Genomic DNA, 24,603 nt, shown 5'->3' on the forward strand with positions numbered 1-24,603 from the left:
ACACCGGCCCGACCCGCGTCGACGACCACGGACCCGTCTTCAGCAACTCTTCCGCGCTATGACCGACGACTAGATCCAAGATCACCAACAGCATCAATTCCGTGATGTGGGTTTGATCATGTCCCGTGTCGACAGCGGAGCTCCTGACAGTTGTGTTGCCGCACCTCGACGGGCTGCGTGTCGATCGGGTCTCTGTCGAGGCCGGGGGCGTGCGTGTTCAGGCCGAGTCGGTCGAGGGTTTCGGTGTCTGTCCCGACTGCGGCGTCACTGCTCGCCGTGTCCACAGCCGGTACCAACGGCGGGTCAGTCATCCTGCAATGGCTGGCCGTCGGGTGTGACTGCATGTGCGAGTCCGCCGGTTCTTCTGCTTGGAACCGCGCTGTGTCCGGCAGACGTTCGCGGAGCAGATCCCGGGTTTGACGGCCAGGCACAGTCGTCACAGCGTCCTGGCCCGGCAGGTACTGCAGCACATCGCGGTCGCGGCTGGCGGCCGGGGGCTCGGCTGGCGAACCGCCTGCACGTCGCCGTCGGGCGGATGACCCTGATCCGGTTGATCCGCGGCCTCTCGATGCCCGAGGTGACTTCCCCGCGGGTCGTCGGCGTCGATGACTTCGCGCTGCGCCGGGGGCGGGTCTACGGCACCGTCCTGGTGGACCTCGAGACCCACCAACCGATCGATGTCCTCGCCGACCGCGAGGCCGCCACCCTTGCCGCCTGGCTACAGCGGAACCCCGGCGTGGAGGTGATCTGCCGGGACCGCGCCGGGGCATTCGCCGAAGGCGCCCGAACGGGTGCACCGCAAGCGATCCAGGTCGCGGACCGATGGCATCTTTGGCACAACCTGGTCGAAGCGGTTGAGAAGGTCGTCATCCGCCACCGGCACTGCCTGCCCGAACCCGACCAAGACCAGCAGCCCGCCGCCGTGGAGCCGGCAGCCCCCTACGGTCCACCGGCGGAACGCGCCGAGACCCCTGCAACCATCCGAGTCCGCGAACGGTTCGCCGCCGTTTCCGGACCTGGTCGTTGGCAAAGGCGTCGCGCGTGTCGTCGCCGCCCGTCTGCTCAGCCTCGACCCCGGACACCGTCACCCGCTACGCCAACGCCACCACCGTCGAGGAACTGCTGACCGCCCGGCACCGGGTCAGCAAACTCGACCCGTTCAAGACCCACCTCGACACCCGCTGGAACGACGGCTGCACCGACGCCGTCCGCCTCACCCAGGAAATCCGTGACCAAGGCTTCCACGGCACCGAACGCACCGTGCGCCGCTACCTCGAACCCTTCCGCGCCGTCGGCAACCCAACCGCCACGAAACCGGCGACACCCAAGGTCCATATGCCGCGTCCGGGCAGCGGTTGGTCCCAGGCGCGCGTCGGTCTGTGGCGGTGCGAGATCGATGTGTCCCGCGCCGGATGGTCGTGGGGCATGCGCGAGAGTGTGGCGGTGCAAGTCCTGCGCGCCGGGTGGTGGGCGGTCCCGGGCGCGTGCGGGGGTGACTGCACGAACTCTACGTATCCGGGCGGGGGCGTGCGGTCTTGGGCGGTCCTGAGTGCGGGTGGGTCCACCGCTGTGCCCGAACCCCACTGTCCGGTGCCCTTCAGCGGGACGGTGCGTGGGTGGATGGCGGGTGCGAGGGATCCCTGATGTGCGCGGGTTGGGGCCGTGCGTGCGCAGTGCGTTCTCGGCGCGGTGGTCTGTTGCGGGGCGGCCTCTAGGCGCACTTGGCGCGTGGTGGGTGGCGGATGGTTCCGGTTGGGGCTGTGGCGGTGTGGGTCGATGTGCGGGCGGCGGTCGGTGCCGGTCGTGGGCGGGGTTTGTGGTGGGGGAAGATCTGCGCGGCGGGTGGTGGTGGGGGCGCGCGGACCGGCGGATCCCGAGCGCGGCCGAACTTTGTCTGCGGCGGGGTGGTTGTGGGGGAGAGGGATGCAAAGTTTTCGGGGGTGGTGGCGTCAGGGAGGGAGGAAGGAGGTGTCCGCCGTGATGACACCTGAGGAGGCTGAGTTTTCGGCCTTCGTCGAGCAGCGTGCTCATGCGCTGTTGAAGACGGCGTACGCGTTGACGGGGGACCGGCACGCTGCTGAGGATTTGGTGCAGAGTGCGCTGGCCAAGGCGTTTTCGCGGTGGCGGAGGATCGAGGAGCCGGAGCCGTATCTGCGGCGGATGATCTACAACGAGTTTGCGTCGGGGTGGCGGAGCCGGCGCAGGCAGGCGGAGGTCACGGTGGCGGAGCCGCCTGAGCGGGCGGGGACGCGGTACATGGACGCGGACACGGCGTTGCGGCTGCTGTTGCGGGACGCGTTGCAGGCGTTGCCGCCCAGGCAGCGGGCGGTGCTGATCCTGCGGTACTTCGAGGACCTGAGCGTCGAGGAGACCGCTGCGGTCCTGTCCTGCCGGCAGGGCACCGTGGCCAGTCAGGCGTCGCGCGGGCTGGCGAAGCTGCGTGAGCTCGTGCCGCAGCTCGACTGGAGCGAAGACCTCGTGGAAGGACGGCACTGATGCGCTTCGAACAGCTGCTCCACGAGACGATCGACGAGATGTCCGGTGAGCTGCGCGGGCCCGCGGCCGGGCTGGCCGCCCGCAGCATGGCCAAGGGGCGGAGCATCCGCAGGACCCGGCGCCTCGCCGCGGTCGGCGGTGCGGTCGCGGCGGCGGTGGTCGTCGCCCTGCCGTGGCTGGTCCTGCCCCGGGCGGACCACGCGGCGCCGGTACTCCCCGCCACGTCCACCACCCCGACGGCGGCAGGGACGAAGAACGCACTGCCCGGCGGCTGGGTCGTCACCAGGATGGGCGGCTCGATCCTCGACCGGGCGACCGGTGAGTACGTCAGCATGAGCGGACAGGTGTCCCCGGCGCCGGCCGGCAACCGTGTCCTGGTCATCGACAATCCGCGCACGGTGCGGCTGGTCGACGTGCGCGGTACGCGCCCCGTGACCGTCGACACGGCCGGCTTCGTCGGCGACTTCAACTGGAACGCGGCCGGTGACCGGCTGGTCGGCGGGATCACGCAGAAGGAACCGGCCAAGGTCGGGTTCGCCGTCATCGACGCGCAGACCGGTGCGGTGCGCAGGCAATGGATCGACCACGACCGGTACGACTGCAGCCAGTGCACCTTCACCTGGACGCGGGACGGCGAGCAGGTCGTCCTCCCCATCGCCGACCGCTCCGGCGGCGAGGCGGAGGAACGGGTCGACCACCTCCAGACCTTCGACGCCACGACCGGCGCGCCCGGCGTGGAGCTGATGGTCACGGCGGCGCCGTCCGGCCCGTTCTCCTGGTCGCCCGGCGGCCGGTACGTCCTGGCGGGCCCCCCGACGCCCGGGGTGGTGGAAGGCTGGCGGCTCTACGACGTCACCACCGGGCAGAGCGCGGACTTCCCGGCGCCCGCGGTGTGGGTGACCGCCGACCTGCTGCTCGCCACCAAGGACGGCAACGTGCTCAGCCTCACCCCCGACGGCACCGTCACCGCGACCACGCAGGTCAGCGTCGCCGCCCGCTCGACGATCAGCGTGGGCCCGCCCGGCTAGCGGGGCACGCGGAGGGGGCGTTCGACGGCGTCCTGGGCGGCGAGGGACGCCATCAGGTCGCGGTACGCGGCGGGGTCGAGGTCGCCGGTCAGCAGCCGGTCGAACGCCTTGGCCTCGCGCTGCGCGAGGCGCGCGGCATAGGGCGGGGGGAGCGGGCCGAACCTGGCGGCGAGCCAGCGGGCGGCCCGCGGCTCGTACGCGCCCGCGAGGCGGTGGTGGCGGATCATCCACGCGTGGAGGGCGATCAGCACCGTGTAGGCCACGGCGATGAACAGGAGGACCAGCACAAGCAGCAGGGTATCCCCCCGACGTGCGGGCGCCGTGAGTTGGCCGCCACCCGAATCCGCCGATAGTGTTGCGGACCGCGGCAAACGCAACCGGACCGCGGCGAAAGGAAACCGTCACCGCGGCGAAGGAAACCGTCACCGCGGCGAAGGAAACCGTCACCGCGGCGAAGGAAACCGTCACCGCGGCGAAGGCAACCGTCACCGCGGCGAAGGCAACCAGGGGAGGGGCGGCACAGCGTGGAGTGGCAGCCGGACCTGTTCGACGCCGGCCCGGTCACCAGCTCCGACCAGCCCGAGGTCCGCTCACCGGCCGCCGACCCCTCCATGCGGGCCCGCTGGCGGGCGCTGATCCTCACCGACCCGGTCGCCCGGCTGGTCCGCAACGCCGCCCACGTCAGCGTCCACCAGGCCTATGACCTGCGGCAGCTCGCCCTCGCCGCGGTCGACATCGCGGTCGCGTCGATGGGGTTCGCCAGGCAGGTCACCCTCGCCGAGCTGATCGAGTCGACCGCGGAGCTCGCCGCCGTCATGCACCCCGGCGGTACCCACGCCGACCATCAGGACGCGGCCCGCTGGGTCGTGAAAGGCCTGCTCAACGACGCCGACAACCAGGGCGCGTTCGTCTACCAGTTCGTCGACGCGCACGCGTCCCCGCCGCGGCGCGAGGAGTACGCGTTCAAGCTCCTGCAGCTGCAGGACGGCCCCGACGGTGCGGTCGTGCTCGCCTCGCACCAGGCGGTCATGCTGTACCTCAACGGCCTGGACCTGGACGTCGACGACGCCGAGGCCGCGTTCTCCGTCGTGCTGCAGCGGCAGCTGCGGGACCGGCGCTTCGAGGCCGCCGCCCGCACCGCCACGCAGGCCGAGCGGGTCTCGGTGGCCATGTCCGCGTCGCTGGCCGACGTGCTCGACGCGACCCGCCGCGACGTGCGCGCGTTCGACTGGATCACCGACGTGCCGCACCGGCTGGCGCGGGCCCGTGAGCACGTCGAGGCCCGGATCGCGGCCGACGCGGAGGTCCTCGACCACGTCGCGGCCGGCATCGACACCGAGACCGACAGCGCCGTCCGGCAGGCGTCCGGTGATCTGGTGGAGACCCTGCGCCGCATCCGCCGGGTGCACCTGGACCTCGCCGAGCGGGTCGCCGGGGCGCGGGGCGTGTTCCTGCAGGCCCAGCTGAGCCAGGTGTTCGCCCGGCGGGTCCACCTGCGGCTGCTCAACATCGAGTCCGAGCTGTTCCATCCGGTGCTGGACGCGCCCGCCGACCAGGCCAGGGTCGTCGCGGAGGCGTTCGGCGACCGGGTCCTCGGGCTGCGGGTGCCGCGGCTGCTGCACCTCGACGGCCTCGTCGACATGCTGCTCGCCCCGCCGCGCGTGGCCGGGCCCGACGAGGTGGAGCCGGAGACGCCGGGCGAGGTCGAGGGCGTGGACCTGCAGGCCTACCCGCCGGCCGTGGTCGAGGAGGCCACCCGCGTCCTGCGCCGCGCCTCGGGGCGGCCGCTGTCCGAGCTGATGGGCGAGCTCACCAAGGACGACCTGCGCGAGCTGGTCCTGCTCACCGCCCTGTGGTCCTACGCCCCCGACGTCGCGGACCCCGACGCCACGCCCGACACTCAGCGGGCCCTGGCCGCGGCGCTGTCCGCCGAGCGCTCCGGCGGCCGCCTCGACCACCCCCTCGCCTGGGGCGACGACCTGCTCGTGAACTACAAGGGAGGCCCGGACGCGTGACGGTCCCGATCGAGGACGTGTGGTCGGCGGCGGAGCTGGTCGCGTTCGGGCTGCGCACCGGCGCCCGGCCGACCGACGGCAACGCCTATGGGCAGCTGCTGGAGCGGTACCGCACGAACACCGCCTTCCGCGACGCCGTCGACACCGTCGCCGGCGGCCTGGGTCTCGTCGTGCTCGGCGCGCCGCCGCGCACCGGCCTCGTCCTGAGCACCCAGCCGGGCAGCGTGTTCGCGCTGCGGATGGCGGACCTGCGCGGCGGCAGCATGACCGCCGACGACAAGCTCATCGCCGGGCTGGTCGTGCTGGGCATCGCCGCGTACGCGTTCCCGCACGACGTCGACCTCGACGGCACCGACGTGAAGCTCGTCGAGGTCGCGGCGCTGGACAAGTTCGTCCGGGACGCGATCGACCGGGTCCTCGCCCTGCCCGGCGACGCCGACACGGTGGACGGTCAGGCCCGCCGGGCCGCCGAGGTGTACCGGCGGACCGCCGCCTTCAAACCCAAGGACCGCCTGCCGGGGCCGGCGCGCGGCTGCACCCAGTTCGCGGTGCTGGAGGTCCTCGGCTGGCTCGTCGAACGCGGCGCGGCCCGGCAGCTGCCGCAGATGGGCGCCACCTCGTACCAGCTGACCGACCGCTTCCGGCTGCTCGTCGCCGACGTGGCCGGCGGCGAGGCCCTCGAGGCGCTCCGCTCGGTGCGACGGGAGGCCGACTGATGCCGGCACCGGCCCGACTGTGGCAGATGCGGCGGGTGTACCTCGACCGCGTGGGCTCACCCGCGGCGCGGTTCCGCGACGTGTGGCTCGACCTCACCGGGCGGGACGGCCGGCCGCTCGACACGATCCTGTGGATGCGCAACGGCGGCGGCAAGTCGACGCTGATCGCGCTCGTCTGCGCCCTGATCCGCCCCGACCGGCGCGACTTCCTCGCCACCGCGACCACGGGCCGGCACCTGGAGGACTGCATCCTCGGCGCCGACACCGGCCACGTCGTGGTCGAGTGGACCGACCCGTCCGGGCGGCGGCTCGTGACCGGCGCGGTCTACGAGTGGACCGACCGGGTCCAGCCCGCCGACCCGAACGCCGGCCACGACCGGCTGAAGCAGACCTGGTACGCCTACACCCCCGGGCCCGAGGTCGAGAGCCTGCCGTTCGCCGGCGCCGATCTCAAGGAGTTCGTCCGGGCCGTCGAGGCGCTGCCCGCCGACGCCGAGCCGATCATCACCACCAAGCAGGACCGGTGGGCGCAGGCGCTGCACGACCGGGGCCTCGACCCGGGCCTGTTCACCGCCATCCTGCGGATCAACGCCTCCGAGGGCGGCATCGAGCACCACTTCAAGTTCAAGACGTCCGACGAGTTCGTGCAGTACCTGCTGAGCCTCGTCACCGAGCCGACGTCCGCGGCCAAGGTCGCCGCGATCCTGCGCGGCACCCGCGAACGCCTCGCCCGGCAGCCGCGTCTGCGCGCCGAGGTCGCCTTCTGCGACGAGGCCGTCGACCTCCTCGCCGTCCTGGACCGCTCCCGCGCCGCCGTCACCGCCGCCACGACCGGCGCCGCCGCGACCCGGGGGTCGGCGCTGGGCCTCGCCGCCGCGTTCACCGGCGCGGCCGGCCGCGCCACGGAACAGGCCGCGGCGCACGAGGCGGCGGCCGGCACCGCGGCCGACGCGGCCGGCGCCGCCGACTCGCGGGCCGCCGCCCTCGACGTGCTGCTGCGCGAGGAGCAGTGGCAGGCCGCGTTCCGCCGGCACACCGACGCGCTCGCCGCCGTCGACGACGCCGCCGCGCTGGTGCTCGCCCGGCGCCGCCTGCACCGCGCCTGGCAGCTCGTCCCCGTCCTCGTCGACCGCGACCAGCTCACCTCCCGGCTCGCCGCGGCCCGCGGCCGGCAGCTGGAGGCGGAGGCCGGCGCCGCCCCGCTGCGCCAGGCCAGGTCCGAGGCGGCGAGGGGATACCTGGCGGCGCTGCGGGACGCCTGCGCCGAGCTCGACGACACGATCGCGACCCTGACGGGGCAGGCCGCGGACGCCGCCGAACAGCAGGCGAAGTCCCGCGCGCTCGCCGACGGGCTCCGCGCCGACCTCGGCGGACTCGCCGGCCGGCACCGCGCGGTCGAGCAGCACCTCGCCGCGTTCGACCACGACCTGCGCACCGCCGCCACCGCCGGCCACCTCACGCCCGCCGTGCGGGACGACGACACCTCCCAGGAGGATCCGGGAGCGGCCCTCGGAGCGGCGCTCGAGGCGGCCCGGGAGGAGGACACCGAGGCGGCGCGGGAGCTGGCGGAGGAACTGCCGGCGGAGGCGGAGCGCCTCGACGCGGACCGGGCGGGGCACGAGCGGGAACGCGCCGCGGTGCACGCCGCCGTCACCGAACTGACCAGGCAGCTGGCCACGCTCGACAGCGTGCGGACGCCGCTGCTCGCCGAGATCGACGCGCTCGCCACCGATCCGCGGCTGACGGCACTGACCGAGCGGGACGCCGTCGACCCGGTCGGCGAGCACCGGCTGCTCGTCGACCAGCTCTCGGAGGCGATCGTCGGCGCGGACCGGCAGCGGATCCAGCTCGCCGTGGCCGACGCCGAGGACGACCGGGCGGTGCAGGCCCTGGCGTCGCCGCGCGGGCTGCTGCCGGCGTCGCTGGACCTGGCACGGGCCGCCGACGTGCTCGCCGCCGCCCGCATCCCGGCGAGCACGGGCTGGCACCACCTCGCCGACAACGTGCCGCAGGACCGGTGGGCCGCCGCCGTCGACCGGGTCCCGCACCTCGTCGGTGGCCTGCTGCTGCACGACGGGGCCGACCTCGGCCGGGCCCGCGAGGCACTCGACGGCGCGGGGCTGTTCCCGACCAGCGCCGTCCAGATCTCCACGACGGCCCAGCTCGACGCCGCGGCCCGCGAGGCCCTCGACGGGGCGCGGCTGTTCCCGACCAGCGCCGTCCAGATCGCCACGACGGCCCAGCTCGACGCCGCCACCGGCGGGCCCGCGGCCGGTCCGGACACCGGGCACGGGTTCGTCCTGGCGCCCGCGCCGGCGATGTTCGACCGCACCGCCGCCGCGCGGGAGGCGGACCGGCGGGCGGACGGGCGGCGGGACCGGGGCGAGCGCGTGCAGGAGCTGCTCGACGCGCGGGACCACGACCTGCGGCTCAAGGACCAGCTGCGGCACCTCGCCGACCGGTGCCCGCCGGGGCATCGCGAGCACCTCGACGCCGAGCACCGGCGGGTCGAGGAGCAGCTCGCCGAGGCCCGCGACCGGGCCGGGACCCTCGAGGCCGCCCGGGGCGAGCTCGACGCGCGCGCCGGACGGCTCCGCGAGACCCAGCACCGCCTCGCCGAGCTGCGCCGCGTCCTCGCCACCCGGCTCGGTGTCCTGCACGACCTGTCCCGCCGCGCGCCCGAGGCCGACCGGCAGCGGGCCGAGCTGCGGCAGCTCCCGGCCCGCCGGGCCGACCTGGAAGGCCACCTCGACCAGGCGGAGGAGCAGGAGCGCGGGTACGCCACCGTCGCCGCCCGCCGCACCGCCGACGCCGAACAGCACCGGTCGACGGCCAGGGGCCACCGCGCGCGGATGGACGAGCTGCGCAGGGTCGCGGACGGCAAGACCGCGGGAACGGGAACGACGCTGAGCCTGGCGGCGGCGATGAGCGCCTACCAGGCCGCCGACGAGGCCTACACGCGCCGCTCGTCCGGCGACGCGCTCGAGGCCACGATCAGCGAGATCGGCCGGCGCCTCGACGGCCTGGACCGGCAGTTGCGGCAGTACACGGCGGAGGAGCACGAGACCGCCGCCGGGCTCGCCGCCACCCCCGAGGCGGCGGACCCCGCGCTCGTCGCCCGGGACACCGAGCTCGCCGAGCAGGCGCACTTCGCCGCCCGCGCCGCCGCCACCAGGGCGGAGGCCGAGCGGGACGCGGCCCGCCGGGAGCTGACCGACCGGACCGCGGCCCGCCCGGCACCGCAGGAGCTGCCACGGGTCGTACCGGCGGCGGAAAACCTGCAGGAGCAGCTCGACGCCGCCGGTGGGACCGCCCGGGTCGCCCGGGAGCGGCAGGCCGCGGCCACGCAGGCGGCCGAGCTCCAGCACCGGCGCGCCGCCGACTTCCAGGGGCTCGCCGACGACCTGGAGGCGGACCTGGGGGAGCGCGGCGCGGCCGGCGCGCCCCCGTTCGACGGTGACGTCGACGCCGCCCGGGAAGCGGGACGCGCGGCGCGCCGGGCGGTGCAGGCGGCCGACAAGGCCGTCACCGCCGCCCGCAACCAGCTCGCCGCCGAGGTCCACCGCGTCGACCGGTGGGCCGGCGAGGAACGCTTCGCCGCCGTCACCGCCGAGGTCCGCGACCGGTTCCGCGGCGAGCACACCGCCGACCTGCCGGCGGGCCTCGCCGACGAGCTGCGGACCTACCGGCACGCGCTCGCCGGTGAGCTGGAGGCCGTCGACAAGGACAAGCACCTCGTGGTGACCGCGCTGTGCGCCGAGGTCCGCGAGGGACTCAAGACGCTGCAACGGGCGCAGCACCACGCGCAACTGCCGCCGGGCCTCGCCGACCACCTGCGCAACCGGCGGTTCCTCGACGTCGGCCCGCGCTCCACCGTGGACACGACCGACGCGACGCTGCGCAGCCGGGTGGAGCGGCTCGTCGAGCGGCTCGTCGCCCGGCAGGAGACCATCCCCGACGGGCTGAGCCTGGTGTGGGAGGCGACCACCGCTGTCGTCGGCCGCGGCAACTTCACCGCCCGGGTGCTGAAGCCGTCCACCGAGCTCGGCGAGGACCGCCAGCCGGTGGAGCTGATGAGCAAGTGGTCCGGCGGGGAGAAGGTGACGATCAGCCTGCTGCTGTTCTGCATGCTCGCCCGGCTGCGCGCCGCGAACCGCGGCGGTGACGTGCCGGGCCTCGGCGTGCTGCCGATGGACAACCCGCTCGGCTCCGCCAACTACGTCGCGTTCCTGGACCTGCAGCGGCGGGTCGCGGCGGCGAACGGCATCCAGCTCGTCTTCCTGTCCGGCCTCGGCGACATGCGCGCCGTCGGCCGCTTCCCCAACGTGGTGCGGATGCGCAACACCCACCACCGGGGCCGCAACTACGCGCAGGTGCAGGAGCGTGAGCTCAACGAGGAGCAGGGCATCACGACGGCCCGGCTCACGTTCCCGCACCAGGAGACGCTGCTCTAGGTGTACCGGCCGCGAGCCTCCGGCGAGGCGGGCGGTGCGACGCCGCACCGAGCCGGCGGCCGCCCGGCTCGGCGGCTACGGCAGGTCGCCTGGGCGGTCGACGACCGCGGACCGCAGCAGTGCCGTGCTGAACGGGGTGGCGCCGACCGCCCAGTCCCACGCGTTGGCAGCGACGACGTCGGTCCGGGAGCCGAGCAGCTCGTGGCGGGCCGGGTCGAAGATGAGGGCGCCCCGGAAGCCGCCGCTGGTCCTCGTCACCGCGACCCCGTGGCGACCGGCCGCGTCGGCGAGGTCGTCCAGGACCGTGACCCCGTCGAGGGTGGCGAGGGCCTCGAACACCGCGGCCCGCACCGCCGGCGGCAGCATGCCCCGCTCCAGCAGCCGTCCCGCCGCGGTGAACTCGCCGCCGCCCTCCTCGCCGCGTTCGCGGAGCACCCGCAGCATCGCCGCCGGGTCGGCCGGCAGGTCACCGGCGTATCCCGGGTCCGGCCGGCACGCCTGCCCGCCGGACGTCTCGACACCGCCGACGCAACCGGACAGCAGCACGTCGGCGGCACCGGCCGTGCGGACCAGGCCTTCGCGGGTCCCGTCCGCGGACCGCCACGTCTGCTGCCGCAGCGTCGTGGGCCGCCCGAGGCCCGGCGTGACGAGCACCGTTCCCGGGTCGGGCGCGCCCGGGGCGACCGGCCCGGCGTCGACGAGTTGCACCGTGACCGACTCGGTGTAGACGAACTGACCGGGTCGCGGCTCGGTCCACGGCTCGGCGGCCACCGCCCGGGCGGCGAGCCGGAGCACGTCGGCCCCGCCCCGGCCCGCCGGCAGCGGCGCGGCGGGACCGGCGGGGGCCGCGCTGTCCGGCCGCTCCGCGCCGTCCGGCAGCCCGCCGCCGGATGCCCAGACCGCCCCTGCGGCGACCGCCGCCGCGAGCCCGCCCGCCAGCACGAGGCGGCGGGTTCTGGCAGCGCGCCGCCGGGCCCGGCCGCCGGGGCCGCCGACCCCGGCGCGGTCGGTCCGGCCCGGCCCGCCGGAGCCGGCGGGCACGCCGACAGGGTGAGCACCATCGTCGCGGGGGCCGCTGACCCCGGCGCGGTCGGTCCGGCCCGGCCCGCCGGAGCCGGCGGGCACGCCGACAGGGTGAGCACCATCGTCGCGGGGGCCGCTGCCCCCGGCGCGGTCGGTCCGGCCGGGCCTGCCGGAGCCGGCCGGCACGACGCCGGCGAGCACTCGGGCGCGGATCGCGGCGACGTGCTCGTCCGGCGGGACGTCGAGGGTCGTGCCCAGCGTGCGCAGGGCCTGCAGGTCGTCCATGCTCACTCCACAGTGGATTCGGTCGGGTCGGACCCGAGCGCGGCGCGGACCTTGGCCCGGGCGCGGTGCAGCCGCGACCGGACCGTGCCGCCGGCGACACCCAGCGCGGCGGCGATCTCGTCGTAGGAGAGTTCGCCCCATGCGAACAGCAGCAGGACGTCCCGCTCGCCCGCGTTGAGCCCGGCGAGCGCGGCGAGCAGCGGCGGCCGCGCCGCCCGCGCGGTCACGTCGTCGGCGACGCGGTCCGCCGGGCCGTCGGCCGGTGGCTCGGGCGCGCACCGGGCGAGGGCGCGCAGCCGCGCCGACTCGCGCCGGTGATGCTGGGCGATCTCGCGGGTGAGGATGCCGAAGAGCCACGGCCGGGCGTCGGCGCGGGTGAGGTCGTACCGCCCGCGCGCGGTGAACGCCGCCAGGAACGTCTCGGCCACCACGTCTGCGGCGGTCTCGACGCCGAGGCGGCGCTGGGCGTACCGGAACAGCTGCACGGCATACCGGTCGTGCAGCGCTCCGAACGCCCCCGCGTCGTGCCCGGACCGCTCGATCAGGTCCGCGTCGCTGAGCTCCGCGCCGCGCTCCCGCGGGTCCGTGCCAACGTGCGGTTCCACGTCGGTGATGCTCCTGCCTGTCGGGGGCTGGTGTCACCGGGTATCGGCACCAGCCCCCGTTCAGGTTCCCGCCGGGTCAGGCGGGTTCGATCCAGATGTTGCGGTAGCGGACGTTGGCGCCCGCGTCGTTGTGGTCCTGCAGGCGGATCGGCAGGAACGCGGCCGACTCGGCGGCGCCGTTGCCCGTCGGGCCGTCGATCTGGATGTCGTTGTGGACGGTGACGCCGTTCCAGACGACGGTGACGCGGGCGTTCTCCGTCTTCGTCGTGCCGTTCCAGCGGGCCGCGCGGAACGTGATGTCGTACGTCTGCCACGTCTCCGGGGCGGTGCCCGCGTTGCTGTCCGGGGCGCGCTTGAGATAGATGGCGCCGCACTCGTTGTTGGCCAGTGCCGGCTTGCCGAAGGTGTCCAGCACCTGCAGCTCGTAACGGTCCTGCAGGTAGATGCCGCTGTTGCCGCGGGCCTGGCCGGTCACCTCCGGAGGCAGGTTCGGCAACCAGAACTCCACGTGCAGCTTGAAGTCGCCGAAGGTCTGCTTGGTGCGCAGGTCACCGCCGAGGACCTCGGTGGAGCCGCCGGACACCGGCCAGGTGGCGGCGGAGCCGTCGCTCGCGGCGAAGGCGTTGAGGTTGCCGCCGTCGAACAGCTGCACGCGGCTGGTGCCGTTGTGCGTCCACACCTGCTGCGCGCCGCCGTTCGCGTCGGCGATCTGCAGCGCGGTGCCGTTGGCGGTGCCGCCGCCGACGGCGTCCAGGACCCGGCCGGACTGCGGGTTGAGCAGCGTGCCGTTGGCCTGGGTCCGCCAGATCTGGGCGGCGCTGCCGTTGCAGTTCCACAGCTGCACCAGGGTGCCGGCCGCGGTGGCCCCGCCGGCGACGTCGAGGCACCTGCCGAGGGCGCGCAGGGTGTCGCCGGAGCGGGTCCAGCTCTGCGCCGTCGTGCCGTTGCAGCCCCACAGCTGGACCTTGGTGCCGTTGGCGGTGCCGGCGTTGCTGACGTCGACGCAGCGCCCGCCGATGCCGGTGATGGTGCCGGTACGGTCGCCGGGCGGCGGGCCGACGGTGAGGCTGTCGAGGTTCACGTGCCCGATGTCGCCGCTGTCCACCTTGTACGTGACGGTGTTGCCGCCGGCCCGCAGCGGCACGGAGTCCACCTTCGTCGACCACGTCTCCCAGTCGACGGTGCTCGGCAGGGACACCTGCCGGACCTTGGCGCCGTTGACGTAGAGGCTCACCGTCTTCGTGCCCGCGGACGGGTTCGGCCCGTTGCTGTAGCGCAGGCTCAGGTCGTACGCGCCGGCGACCGCGGTCGTGACGCTGAACGTGGTCGCGGCGCCCGCCGTACCGTAGCCGGCGACGAAACCGGAGCCGGTGTATCCACTGTGGTCGGTCGCCACGCGCGCGCTGCCGCTCAGGCCCGCGTGCTCCGCCTCGAGCCGCCCCGGCTGCGGGATGCTGCCGTCCACGAGGGAGTTCAGCGTGTACCACGCCTCGGTGCTCCACAGCGAGGCGCCGGTGCTCGACGTGAAGGGCCGCGGCGAGCGCAGGTAGACGACCCGGCCCGGCTTCAGGCCCGCCAGCTGCACGTTGACCTTGAGCTTGTCCGCGGACACCGTCGCCGAGGTGACCTGCAGCGTCTCCTCGTCGACCTTCGGGCCGCCGTAGGCCGGCGTCGGCACGTACCGCCACTGCTTCGCGTTGTACGACGCGGCGGTCACCGACGCGCCGACCGGCTGGGTGTACTCGATCTCGAAGCCGCCGGCGACCGCGCGCATCGCCTTCATCTCGAACGCGGACCCGCCGTTGGCGGTGAGCTTCTGCAGGCCGTAGGTGAGCTTGCCGTCCTGGCCCCAGTTGCCGCCCGCGCCGAGCCCGCCGACGTAGAACGCGCCGTCGGGGCCCTGGCTGAGCCGCAGCACGCCCATCTCCAGGCCCTGCGTCATGCGGAAGACGGCACCCTGGTACTCGCCGCCGACCTTCTCCAGGTACGCCCGCTGGATGCCGCCGTACGTGACGTCACCGAACAGCAGCTGCCCGGCGAACGGGCCGCTGTTGAGCAGCAGCGGGGTGCTCGGCGAGTTCGCGATCTCGTTCTGCGGCAGCCACAGCACCGGCTGGGTCACCGGCTGGTTGTCGAACGGCCCGTCCGGGTTGGTGTAGTGGCCGAAGAACCGGTCCTGCTTGACGCGCACCAGCTTCGAGGCGGGCAGCCAGCCGCCCTGGTTGTCGGTGACGAAGATGTCGCCCTCTGGGCCCCAGCCGATCCCGTCGGGGGTGCGCAGGCCGCCGGCGACGTACTGCACCGCGCCGGTGCTGCGGTTGATCTTCAGGCTGGTCCCGCGGTTCGGGGAGCCCTGCGGGTCGGTGGTCGCGCCGCCCTGGTTGATGGATACGGACAGGTTCAGGTAGAAGAAGCCGTCCTTGTACAGCAGCCCGAACGCGAACTCGTGGAAGTTGCCGTCGTACGGCCACGTCGCGACGGTCCGGTACTGGTCGATCTGGCCGTCGCCGTTGGTGTCGTTGAGCTCGGTCAGCTCGTGCTTCTGCGACACGTACAGCTTGCCGTCGACGTACTTGATGCCCATCGGCTCCCGCAGGCCGGACGCGATGCGGGTGTAGGTGACCTGCGACGGTGACGTGGCGCCGGTGACGCCGGACAGCAGGTAGACCTCGCCGACGGTGGTGTTGCTGCCGCCCCAGGTGGTGATCGCCAGGCGCCCGTCCGGCAGCCAGTCCATGGCGCTGACCTGCGGCTGGAAGCCGTTCGGCCGGAGGTTCGTCAGCGTGTACCCGGGATGCACGGCGTTGAGCGGCAGGCCGTCGCCGGGGCTGTCGGCGGCGCCCTCGCACTCCTTGCGGCCAGGGGCGGTGACCCGGACGACCCCGGCGTCGGTGCTGAGCACCGAATTCGGCACGACGGTGAACGCGGAGGCGCCCGGCGGGCGCCATTCGAGGGTCAGCTGCTGGCCACCGGTGCGCTCGAAGTAGTCGATGCGCAGCGCGTGGTAGCCGGTGGTGAGGGTGACGGTGCCGTCCATCGGGGTCGCGCCGTGCAGCCCGTCGTGGTTGATGACGGTCGCGCCGTCGACGAGGAGCCGCGAGCCGTCGTCGCTGGTGAGCCGGAAGATGTACGACCCGGCGGTGGCGATGTTGACGTTGCCGATCACCTGCGCCTGGAAGAGGTCCTCGAGGCCACCGAAGTCGGCGGCGGTGCTCCAGTTGACGGTCGGCATGAGCTTGTCGACGTTCGGCGTCTGCCCGGTCTTGAGGGTGCAGATCGAGTTCAGCGGCGTCTGCACGTCGAAGACGCGCAGCGTGACGCCGGGTTCCTGCGGCGGGACGGCGGCCCGCGCCGCGGTCGCCGGCAGCAGCCCGGCGATGAGCACGGCGGCGGCCGCGCCCAGGATGGTTCTCTGCATTCGAGCGCTCCGAGGGTAGGAGTTAGCCGAAACGGCATGACGGTGCCGTCCGAGGAACTCCCGCGCGCTCGCCGAAGGGCGTCACGGGCACCGGGCACCGCGATCCGCGGTGCTCGATGTGCCCGCCACGCTAGAAGACTTCTGCTCGATTGTCCATAACTTCTGCTGCGGGTGCGGAAAGTCGGTCCGGAAGGGCGGCACGAGGATGTGCGGCCACAGCCGCGCGCTGCCGCCGATCCCGGACAGGATGCCCCACGCCGACAGGGTGAGCACCATCGCCGCCGTCACGACCGCCGCGCACCGCAGCACCGGCGGGCCGCTGAGCGCGGTCCAGCCGTCGCCGAGCAGCGTCGCCAGCACGATCCAGGTCGCGCCGCCCGAGATCGCGCCGAACACCGCCGCCGCCGGCCACCGCATCGACGTCAGTATGCCGTGCGGTCAGAAGGTGTACGGGGTGTCGTACTCCGGCCGGACGACCCGGGTGCGCGGGGAGGCCTTGCGGACGGCCGCGATCAGGGCGTCGAGGCGGGCCGCGTCGGCCGGGGCGACCGCCGGCGGGTTGCGCAGGCCGGTCTCGAAGTTGTCCCAGTGCACGGGGACCACCACCCTCGGGCGGCCGAGCGCCTCGATCAGCCGGGGCACGTAGTCGCCGGTGGCGGTGCTGGACGGCAGGGCGACCATCGCCACGTCCGGGTCCAGGCCGGTCAGGTTGCGCTCGACGAAGTCGCTGCCGCCCATGAAGAACACCGACGGGCCGCCGGTGACCCGCAGCACGAAGGACAGGGTGTCGCCCTCGGGCAGGTCCGCGATCGTCCGCGGGGGCGGCGGCGGGGTGGTCCGCACGCCGGGGAACGCCATCGAGTAGGCGGCGTTGCGGCTGTGCAGCGACGCGACGACCTCGACGGTGTGGTCGCCGAAGTCGAGGACCTCGCCGCCCTTGACCGGGCACAGCTGACCGGCCGGCACGCCGCTGGCGAGGCCGAGGTGGTAGGCGGTGAGGGTGCCGACGACACGGGCGCCGGTGGACGTGGCGATGTGCGGCACGTCGGCGAAGTGGTCCCAGTGGGTGTGCGTGACGAGGACCGTCTCGGGCCGGCCGACCCGGGTCGCGATGGTGTCGGCCTCGACCGTCAGCGGCGTCTGCGGCCGGAACGCGCCGCTGAACAGTCCGGTGTCGAAGCGGCTCAGGTACGGGTCGACGAGCACGGTCCGCGCCCCGATGTCGACCCGCCAGCCGGCGGTCCCGAACCAGCGGAACGTCCCGGTGCGACCGTTCGCGGGCGAAGCGACGGCGGGCGTGACCGGCAGCGCGACGGCCGGCACTGCTGCGACGGCCGGCACTGCTGCGACGGCGGCTGCGGTACGGATGAAGTCACGGCGATCTGGCATGCGGCCCAGCCAAGCAGCCCCGCCCGCGCGCTGTCCAAGATCAGAACCTGGCCCGGCTCATATCCGATCGGCTATCAGCGCAGGTCACGCAGGTGTTCGACGGCGGTGAGGGCGGCCCTGCCGAGGGTCGCGTCGACCGCGCCGCGGGGTGCGCCGGACCGCACGAACGCCGCGACGGCGTACCGGCCGCCGTCCGGGTACTCCGCGACGCCCACCTCCATCGCCAGGCCGGGCAGCGTGCCGGTCTTGCCGGACACCCGTACATCGGCCGGGAACGCCGCGGCGAGCCTGGTCGAGAACAGCTGGCGGGCCATCAGGCCGCGGACCGTCGCGCACGCCGCCGGCGGCCCGGCCTCGTCGCGCCAGATCATGCCGAGCAGCCGGGTCATCTCCTCCGGGGTGCTCGACGTCGTGCGCGCCGGGTCGTACACCCGCAGCGTCCGCACCCGCTCCGGCGGTAGCGCCGGGTACAGCCGCGCGAACTCGGCCGCGTCGCGGGCGCCGACGTCGTCGAACATCGTCTCCAGCAGCTCCCGCGGCCCGCCGGTGATCCTGGTGCGGTGCAGCCCGAGCTCGGCGGCGAGCAGCGGCACCACGTCCGGGCCGACCCGGCGCAGCAGGACGTCGGCGGCGGTGTTGTCGCTGACGGTCATCGTGAAGTACGCGAGGTCCCGCAGCGACAGCTCGACGTCGTCGACGCAACCCGCGGTGCCCCAGCCGCCGAGCCGGTCGCCGGTGCGCACCAGGACCCGCTCGGCCGGGTCGAGCGCGCCGGTGGCCACCTGCCGCGCGAACTCCAGCACGATGAGGACCTTCACCACCGAGGCGAGCACCACCTGCTCGTCCGCCCGGCACCCGGTCTCCCGGCCGGTGTCGACGTCCCGGGCGTGCAGCCAGACCTCATCGTTGATCGACATAGGGTTCAGCGTATGGCGGACCTCGCACGGCACCTGCGGTACTTCCTGGTCGTCGCCGACGAGCTGCACTTCAGCCGGGCCGCGGAGACGCTCGGCATCGCGCAGCCGCCGCTGAGCCAGGCGATGCGCCGGCTGGAGCGCGACCTGGGGGTGACGCTGTTCGACCGGCTGCCGCGCGGCACCGAGCTGACCGCCGCAGGGCACGCGTTGCGCGAGGAGGCGGAGCGGTTCCTCGCCGCCGAGCGGCGGCTGCGGGCGCTCATGCACAGCATCCGCGACGGCGACCTCGGCACGCTGCGCGCCGGGGTGCCGCCGGAGACGCCCGCACCCACGCTCGGGGAGCTGCTGCGCCGCCTGGCGGAGCACGCGCCCGGCCTCGACGTCGACCTGCAGGAGCTGTCCACGGCCGAGCAGCTGGACCAGCTCGCCGGGGCGCGGCTCGACGTCGGTCTCGTGCACCACCCCGTCGACGCCGCCGACCTCGCCCGTGGGCCGGTGACCCGGGTGCGGCTCGGGGTGGTGCTGCCCCGCACGTCGCCGCTGACCCGGCTGGCCGAGGTCGGCCTGGACCGGCTGGCCGGGCACGGGCTGGTGCTGTTTCCTCGCTCGATGGCGCCCGGCTGGTACGACCACCTCCTCGCCGTCTGCGGCCGGCACGGCTTCACGCCGAGCCGGATCCGCCACGCCCGCAATCCCGAGTTCCTGTGCGGGCTCGTCCTCGCCGGCCTCGGTCTCGGCCTGGAGCGGGAGTCCTCGGTGCGCCGCGAGCCCCGCCTGACGTGGCGTCCCCTGACCGGTGACCCGCTCTGGCAGGAGACGTCCGCCGTGTGGCCGGCCCGCAACCCGCACCCCGCGGCGGCCCGCTTCGCCTCGGTCGCCGCCGAGGTGTTGCGGGCCGCCCCCGGTCCGCCGGACCGGATCGTCGGCGCGCCAGGCCCGTGGTCGGTGGTCTACGACGAGGCCTGAGCGGCTCAGCGCCAGGTGTCGTCGAGGGTGACCGTGCCGCCCGACGGGGTGCTGACCGTGCGGTTCGGGTCGCTCTCCCAGGTCACCGTGCTGGCGGCGTCCTTGCGGATGTACTTGTACTCGACGACGGCCGAGCCCGGCAGCGTCACCCGGCCGGTCCAGGTCGCGTCGGCGGTCTTCGTCAGCGGCACCGCGTTCGCCGGGTCCCACGACCCGATCGACGGTGCGGCGCCCACGACGTACAGCTGCTGGCCCGGCGACTCGGAGACGTGCAGCGTCACGTCGCCCTGGACGGTGGCGCCGGCCTCCCAGCCGTCCGATGTGGACAGCCAGCCGTCGGCGGGCACCGTGGCGGTGCGGTTCGGGCGGCTCTCCCAGGTGGCGGTGCCGTCGGCGGCGAGCTTCACGTACTTGTACTCGATCGCCGTGCCCGCCGGGATCCGTACCCGCGCCGTCCACTGTGGATAGCCCGGGGCGGACAGGCGCACCCCGGCCGCCGGGTTCCAGGCGCCCAGGGCCGGGACGTCGCCGACGAGGACGAGCCGCTCGCCCGGCGCCGTCACGGCGTACGCGGAGAAGCCGACCGCCGGTGCCGCGGCGGCGACGGGCCGGGACACGCGGTGCCGCACGTCGATCGCGAGGGTGCTCAGCCCCGGCACCGTCGTGGTCAGCGCGCCGCCCTTGCCGACCGTGACGGTCGGGCCGGTGCACCGGTTGCCGCGCACGGTGCCGTGGGTGACGTCGCAGTACGTGCCGGCCGGCAGGCCCGTGTCGAACGTGCGGGTCACGGCGGTCGTCTCCCGGTTGAGCACGACGTAACCGCGGCCCTCACGGGCGAAACCGGCGGCGTTGGCGCCGTTGCTCCACCAGCGGCTGACCGGCGCGTCGCCGGCCGCGTTGCGGAAGCCGACCATGCCGGTCGTCGCGGTGTCGCGGTGCTGGCAGAGCCAGCCGCCGGGGCCGCTTGTGACCCCGCCGCACCGCATGGAGCGCAGGTCCGGGCCGGCGTCGGTGCTGGTGAAGCCGTAGCTGGACAGGACCAGGGGGTGACCGTACGGCCAGGCCAGGGAGAACGCGTTGCCGATCGCGAAGAGCGGCCCGTCCTTGTACGTCAGTGTCGCGCCGCTCTGGTCCCGCTCGGTGTCGTGGCTGTCGACGTACACGACGGCGCTGCCGCTGGGGGAGAAGCCCCACGCCTCGCCGAACTGGTCGAGCCAGCTGAGGCTGCCGGTCTTCACCACCCGGCTGATCTGCTGGCCGTAGGCGTCCTCGATGACGTCGCCGTTGGGTAGGTAGTCCGACTTCGGGATCGGCGCGTTGCCGAGGACCTCCTGGTAGAGGTACGCGGGGCGGTGCAACCGGGCCTTGATGGCGGCGATGTCGGCGGCCGGGATGTGCTTCGCCGCGTCGATGCGGAAGCCGTCGACGCCGAGGCGGATCAGCGAGTTGAGGTAGCCCGCGATGTCGGCGCGGACGTCCTCCTGCTCGGTCGCGAGGTCCGACAGGCCGAGCAGCTCGCAGTTCTGGATCTCCCACGCGTCGTTCCAGTCGTGGATCCAGTCGTCGCCGTTACGGCCGCAGTGGTGGAAGTCGGTGGTGTCGTACAGGCCGGGGTAGTCGTACTTGCCGAAGCGGGTGCCGCCGCTGCCGGTCCCGCCGGTGGTCTGCCCGGACATGTGGTTGATGACGGCGTCGACGTACACCTTGACGCCGGCCCGGTGGCAGGCCTCGACCATGCCGGCGAACTCGCGGGGGCTGCCGTAGCGGCTGTCGAGCTTGTAGCTGACCGGCTGGTAGGCCTGCCACCACGGGCTGCCCTGGGCGGGTAACTCGACATGCTCCTGGGGCGGGGTGACCTGCACGGCGGCGTAGCCGGCCGGACCGAGCGTGCTGCGGCACTCGTGCGCGACGTCGCGCCACGGCCACTGGAAGAGGTGTGCGGTGACATCGCCGCGGCCGGAGGAGGCCGCCGCGGGCGGGGTGCTGAGCCCGACGGCGGTCAGGGCCAGGACCGCCGCGAGCATGAGGGGACGCTTCAACGAATACGCTCCACTGTAGGTGACTTGCAGGGGATGCAAAGTCTTGCAAGAGCGCCCTGATGCTAGCTTTCCGTTACACGCGCGTAAAGACCTGTTGATCTTTGCAAGGTCGCTTCAGCGTTTCTGCAGCTCACAAGCCATCTGCCGCGTGAAAAGCTGGCGATTTTTGCAAGAAGCTTGACATCTGTCAATCAGCCAGATCAGTCTTCCTCCACGCGTTGCCACGCCCTGAGGGCTGTCACGTCGGTCGGTCCGCCACCGCATCGATGCACGCAAGGAGCACCCTGTGTCCCGTAAGAGAACGCTGCTACTGGCTGTCCTGACGCTGCTGGCGTCGCTGCTCGTCGTCCCCGCGCTCGCCTGGGCCGGGACGACGGTGACCGTCTACTACAAGCCCACCGCCGCCTGGAGCACCGTCAACATCCACTACGCGCCGACCGGCGGCGCCTGGACGGCCGTGCCCGGCGTGGCGATGACGCCCGCCTGCACCGGCTGGTACAGCAGGACCGTCGACCTCGGCACCGCCACCGGCATGCAGGTCGTGTTCAACAACGGCGCCGGCACCTGGGACAACAACTCGGGCCGCAACTACAGCGTCGGCTCGGGCGACGTCACCGTCACCGGCGGGGTCGCGGGCACCGGCAACCCCTGCGGCGGCGGCGGCCAGCCGACCCCGACCACCCCGCCGCCGACCGGCAGCACCGCCACCGTCTTCTACTCCACCGCCGGGAAGACCTGGCCGGTGGTGAACATCCACTACGCGCCGACCGGCGAGGCGTGGACCGCCGTGCCGGGCGTGCCGATGAACGAGGTCGCCTGCGCAGGCTGGGTGAAGAAGACCGTCGCGCTCGGCGCCGCCACCGGCATGCAGGCCGTGTTCAACAACGGCTCCGGCACCTGGGACAACAACAACGGCGCCAACTACCGCATCAACGCCGGCACGTCCCGGGTCGCCGGCGGCGTGGTGACCGGCGGCGCCACCGACCCGTGCGCGGCGACCCCGCCGGACACGACCCCGCCGAGCGTCCCCGGCGGCGTCACGGCGACCGCCGACCACGTCACGGTCACGCTGTCGTGGAACGCCTCCACCGACGACCGCGGCGTCACCGGCTACCAGATCAGCCGCGGCCCGGGACCCGTCCTGCTGACCACGGCGACGAACGGGTACATCGACGGCGGCCTCGCGGCGCGCACCACCTACACGTACACCGTCAAGGCCGTCGACGCGGCGGGCAACCTCTCCGGCGCGTCCAGCACCGTCACCGTCACCACCGGCGACGCGCCGCCGCTGCCGGCGGGCGGCTCGATGCTCGGCGGCGACCCGCGCAAGGAGAGCATCTACTTCGTCCTCACCGCGCGGTTCTACGACGGCGACCCGGCCAACGACCGCGGCGGCAGCCAGCACGTCAAGTCCGGCAACGCCGCGAACAACGACCCGATGTTCCGCGGCGACTTCAAGGGCCTCGTCGACAAGCTCGACTACATCAAGGGCCTCGGCTTCTCCGCCGTCTGGATCACCCCGGTCGTGCTCAACCGGTCCGACTACGACTACCACGGCTACCACGGCTGGGACTTCTTCCGCGTCGACCCGCGGCTGGAGTCCTCCGGCGCGTCCTACCAGGACCTCATCAACGCCGCGCACGCCAAGGGCATGAAGATCTACCAGGACGTCGTCTACAACCACAGCTCCCGCTGGGGAGCGAAGGGCCTGTACGTGCCGACCGTGTGGGGCGCCCGGGACGGCCAGTGGGACTGGATGTACAGCGAGAAGGTCCCCGGCAAGGCCTACAACCCCCTGGAGGAGAACTCGCTCGGCCGCGCCTACAACGGCGACCTGTGGTCCACCACCGCGCCGGCCGGCAACACCTGCCCCAACTACGGCGCGACCAACGGCACGTTCAGCCCCGAGGGCTACGCCAACCACCACTGCCAGTGGCCGAGCCCGACGGCGAAGATGTTCCCCGCGTCGCTCTACCACCAGTGCTGGATCGGCAACTGGGAAGGCGAGGACGCCCGCTCCTGCTGGCTGCACGACGACCTCGCCGACTTCAACACCGAGAACCCGGTCGTGCAGCAGTACCTCATCGACGCCTACAACTCCTACATCGACATGGGCGTCGACGGCTTCCGGATCGACACCGCCGTGCACATCCCGCGGGTCACCTGGAACCGGCGCTTCCTGCCGGCGCTGCAGCAGCGCCTGACCCAGAAGTACGGCGCCGCGAAGGCGAACGACTTCTACGTCTTCGGCGAGGTCGCGGCCTTCGTCAACGACAAATGGAACCGCGGGTCGGTCAACCATTCGGCGCAGTTCTACACGTGGAAGGAGCGCCGCACGTACAGCGCCGACGACACCACGGCGGCACTGGAGCAGTTCAACTACGAGAACACCCAGGGCACCGGCAACCAGCCGACGTCCACCAACGCGTTCCTGAACGGCAACGACTACCACGCACCGGACCACAGCCAGTTCTCCGGCATGAACATCATCGACATGCGGATGCACATGAACTTCGGTGACGCCGCCAACGCGTTCAACAACGGCAAGGACTCCGACGACAGCGTCAACGACGCCACGTACAACGCCGTGTACGTGGACTCGCACGACTACGGGCCCAACAAGTCCAGCACCCGCTACGCCGGCGGGACGGACGCGTGGGCCGAGAACATGGATCTCATGTGGACGTTCCGCGGCGTCCCGGTCCTGTACTACGGCTCGGAGGTCGAGTTCCAGGCCGGCAAGCAGATCGACTGCGGACCGACGTGCCCACTGGCCAACACGGGCCGGGCCTACTTCGGCTCCTACGTGGAGGGTTCGGTCGTCGCGTCCGGCTACGGCACCGTCGCCAGCGCCAGCGGCCCCGTCGCCACCACCCTGCAGAAGCCGCTGGTCCAGCACCTCCAGCGACTCAACCAGATCCGCCGCGCGGTGCCCGCACTGCAGATGGGGCAGTACTCCACCGCGGGCGTCACCGGCGGCATCGCCTACAAGCGCCGCTACACCGCCGGATCGGTCGACAGCTTCGTGCTCGTCGCCATCTCCAGCACCGCCACGTTCACCGGCATCCCCAACGGCACCTACACCGACGCCGTGACCGGTGACGTCCGCACCGTCACCAACGGCACCCTCACCGCCACCGTGACAGGCAAGGGCGCCATGCGCGTCTACGTGCTGTCGCTGCCCGGCAACCCCGCACCGGGCAAGGTCGGCACCGCCGGCCCTTACCTCCGCTGATCTTCGAGGAGACACCC

16 protein-coding genes and 1 pseudogene are annotated in these 24,603 nt (G+C 73.4%); 9 read left to right on the top strand and 8 right to left on the bottom strand.

The annotated features are described in order from the left end of the window. Positions 1–209 precede the first annotated feature (209 nt). From ACZ6TV_RS52895 to ACZ6TV_RS52910, 4 genes and pseudogenes are all read left to right on the top strand, one after another. Positions 210–338, top strand: coding sequence for a transposase family protein (locus ACZ6TV_RS52895; RefSeq protein ID WP_465308990.1), 129 nt, complete (start codon positions 210–212; stop codon positions 336–338). Positions 339–586: 248 nt separating this feature from the next. Then, a pseudogene (locus ACZ6TV_RS52900) lies at positions 587–886 on the top strand (ISL3 family transposase); the annotation flags it as partial. 1,094 nt (positions 887–1,980) lie between these two features. Beyond that, a complete protein-coding gene (locus tag ACZ6TV_RS52905; RefSeq protein ID WP_465308992.1) occupies positions 1,981–2,496 on the top strand; it encodes a SigE family RNA polymerase sigma factor in 516 nt (171 codons plus the stop codon). Further along, complete coding sequence (locus ACZ6TV_RS52910; protein WP_465308941.1) at positions 2,496–3,524, top strand: TolB-like translocation protein; 1,029 nt, start codon at positions 2,496–2,498, stop codon at positions 3,522–3,524. Before ACZ6TV_RS52905 ends, ACZ6TV_RS52910 begins: the two co-directional genes overlap by 1 nt. On the opposite strand, the gene ACZ6TV_RS52915 is transcribed toward ACZ6TV_RS52910, so the two are convergent. Next, positions 3,521–3,811: a hypothetical protein gene (locus ACZ6TV_RS52915; protein ID WP_465308943.1), complete on the bottom strand. Its 291-nt coding sequence runs from the start codon at positions 3,809–3,811 to the stop codon at positions 3,521–3,523. The two genes, ACZ6TV_RS52910 and ACZ6TV_RS52915, sit on opposite strands and share 4 nt — an antisense overlap. 237 nt (positions 3,812–4,048) lie before the next feature. Here ACZ6TV_RS52915 and ACZ6TV_RS52920 point away from each other — a divergent pair, with 237 nt between their 5' ends. The 3 genes from ACZ6TV_RS52920 to ACZ6TV_RS52930 are packed head-to-tail and all read left to right on the top strand — an operon-like array spanning position 4,049 to position 10,709. Beyond that, positions 4,049–5,539, top strand: coding sequence for a hypothetical protein (locus tag ACZ6TV_RS52920; protein ID WP_465308945.1), 1,491 nt, complete (start codon positions 4,049–4,051; stop codon positions 5,537–5,539). Beyond that, entirely contained in the window at positions 5,536–6,255 is a 720-nt protein-coding gene (locus tag ACZ6TV_RS52925; protein ID WP_465308947.1) for a hypothetical protein, read from the top strand. Before ACZ6TV_RS52920 ends, ACZ6TV_RS52925 begins: the two co-directional genes overlap by 4 nt. Next, a complete protein-coding gene (locus tag ACZ6TV_RS52930; RefSeq protein WP_465308949.1) occupies positions 6,255–10,709 on the top strand; it encodes a hypothetical protein in 4,455 nt (1,484 codons plus the stop codon). The genes ACZ6TV_RS52925 and ACZ6TV_RS52930 overlap by 1 nt, the downstream gene beginning before the upstream one ends. A 75-nt stretch (positions 10,710–10,784) precedes the next feature. Here ACZ6TV_RS52930 and ACZ6TV_RS52935 read toward each other — a convergent pair whose 3' ends face one another. The 6 genes from ACZ6TV_RS52935 to ACZ6TV_RS52960 all read right to left on the bottom strand — a co-directional run bounded on the left by ACZ6TV_RS52935 (position 10,785) and on the right by ACZ6TV_RS52960 (position 18,346). Beyond that, positions 10,785–12,017: a CU044_5270 family protein gene (locus ACZ6TV_RS52935; protein WP_465308951.1), complete on the bottom strand. Its 1,233-nt coding sequence runs from the start codon at positions 12,015–12,017 to the stop codon at positions 10,785–10,787. 2 nt (positions 12,018–12,019) lie between these two features. Beyond that, positions 12,020–12,622, bottom strand: coding sequence for an RNA polymerase sigma factor (locus ACZ6TV_RS52940; RefSeq protein WP_465308953.1), 603 nt, complete (start codon positions 12,620–12,622; stop codon positions 12,020–12,022). A 76-nt stretch (positions 12,623–12,698) separates the two neighbouring features. After that, entirely contained in the window at positions 12,699–16,040 is a 3,342-nt protein-coding gene (locus tag ACZ6TV_RS52945; RefSeq protein WP_465308954.1) for a 3-keto-alpha-glucoside-1,2-lyase-like domain-containing protein, read from the bottom strand. Between the two features lie 81 nt (positions 16,041–16,121). Next, complete coding sequence (locus ACZ6TV_RS52950; RefSeq protein ID WP_465308956.1) at positions 16,122–16,457, bottom strand: hypothetical protein; 336 nt, start codon at positions 16,455–16,457, stop codon at positions 16,122–16,124. Between the two features lie 21 nt (positions 16,458–16,478). Continuing rightward, positions 16,479–17,429, bottom strand: a complete 951-nt coding sequence (locus ACZ6TV_RS52955) for an MBL fold metallo-hydrolase (protein ID WP_465308958.1) — start codon at positions 17,427–17,429, stop codon at positions 16,479–16,481. Between the two features lie 74 nt (positions 17,430–17,503). Next, entirely contained in the window at positions 17,504–18,346 is an 843-nt protein-coding gene (locus ACZ6TV_RS52960; RefSeq protein ID WP_465308960.1) for a serine hydrolase, read from the bottom strand. Positions 18,347–18,358: 12 nt separating this feature from the next. Here ACZ6TV_RS52960 and ACZ6TV_RS52965 point away from each other — a divergent pair, with 12 nt between their 5' ends. After that, a complete protein-coding gene (locus ACZ6TV_RS52965) occupies positions 18,359–19,312 on the top strand; it encodes a LysR family transcriptional regulator (RefSeq protein ID WP_465308962.1) in 954 nt (317 codons plus the stop codon). Between the two features lie 5 nt (positions 19,313–19,317). On the opposite strand, the gene ACZ6TV_RS52970 is transcribed toward ACZ6TV_RS52965, so the two are convergent. Then, positions 19,318–21,351, bottom strand: a complete 2,034-nt coding sequence (locus tag ACZ6TV_RS52970) for a carbohydrate-binding module family 20 domain-containing protein (protein WP_465308964.1) — start codon at positions 21,349–21,351, stop codon at positions 19,318–19,320. A 286-nt stretch (positions 21,352–21,637) separates the two neighbouring features. Between ACZ6TV_RS52970 and ACZ6TV_RS52975 the strand changes: the two genes are divergently transcribed. Continuing rightward, entirely contained in the window at positions 21,638–24,586 is a 2,949-nt protein-coding gene (locus ACZ6TV_RS52975) for a carbohydrate binding domain-containing protein (protein ID WP_465308966.1), read from the top strand. Positions 24,587–24,603 lie beyond the last annotated feature (17 nt).

This window comes from Dactylosporangium sp. NPDC051087, from assembly GCF_055586325.1.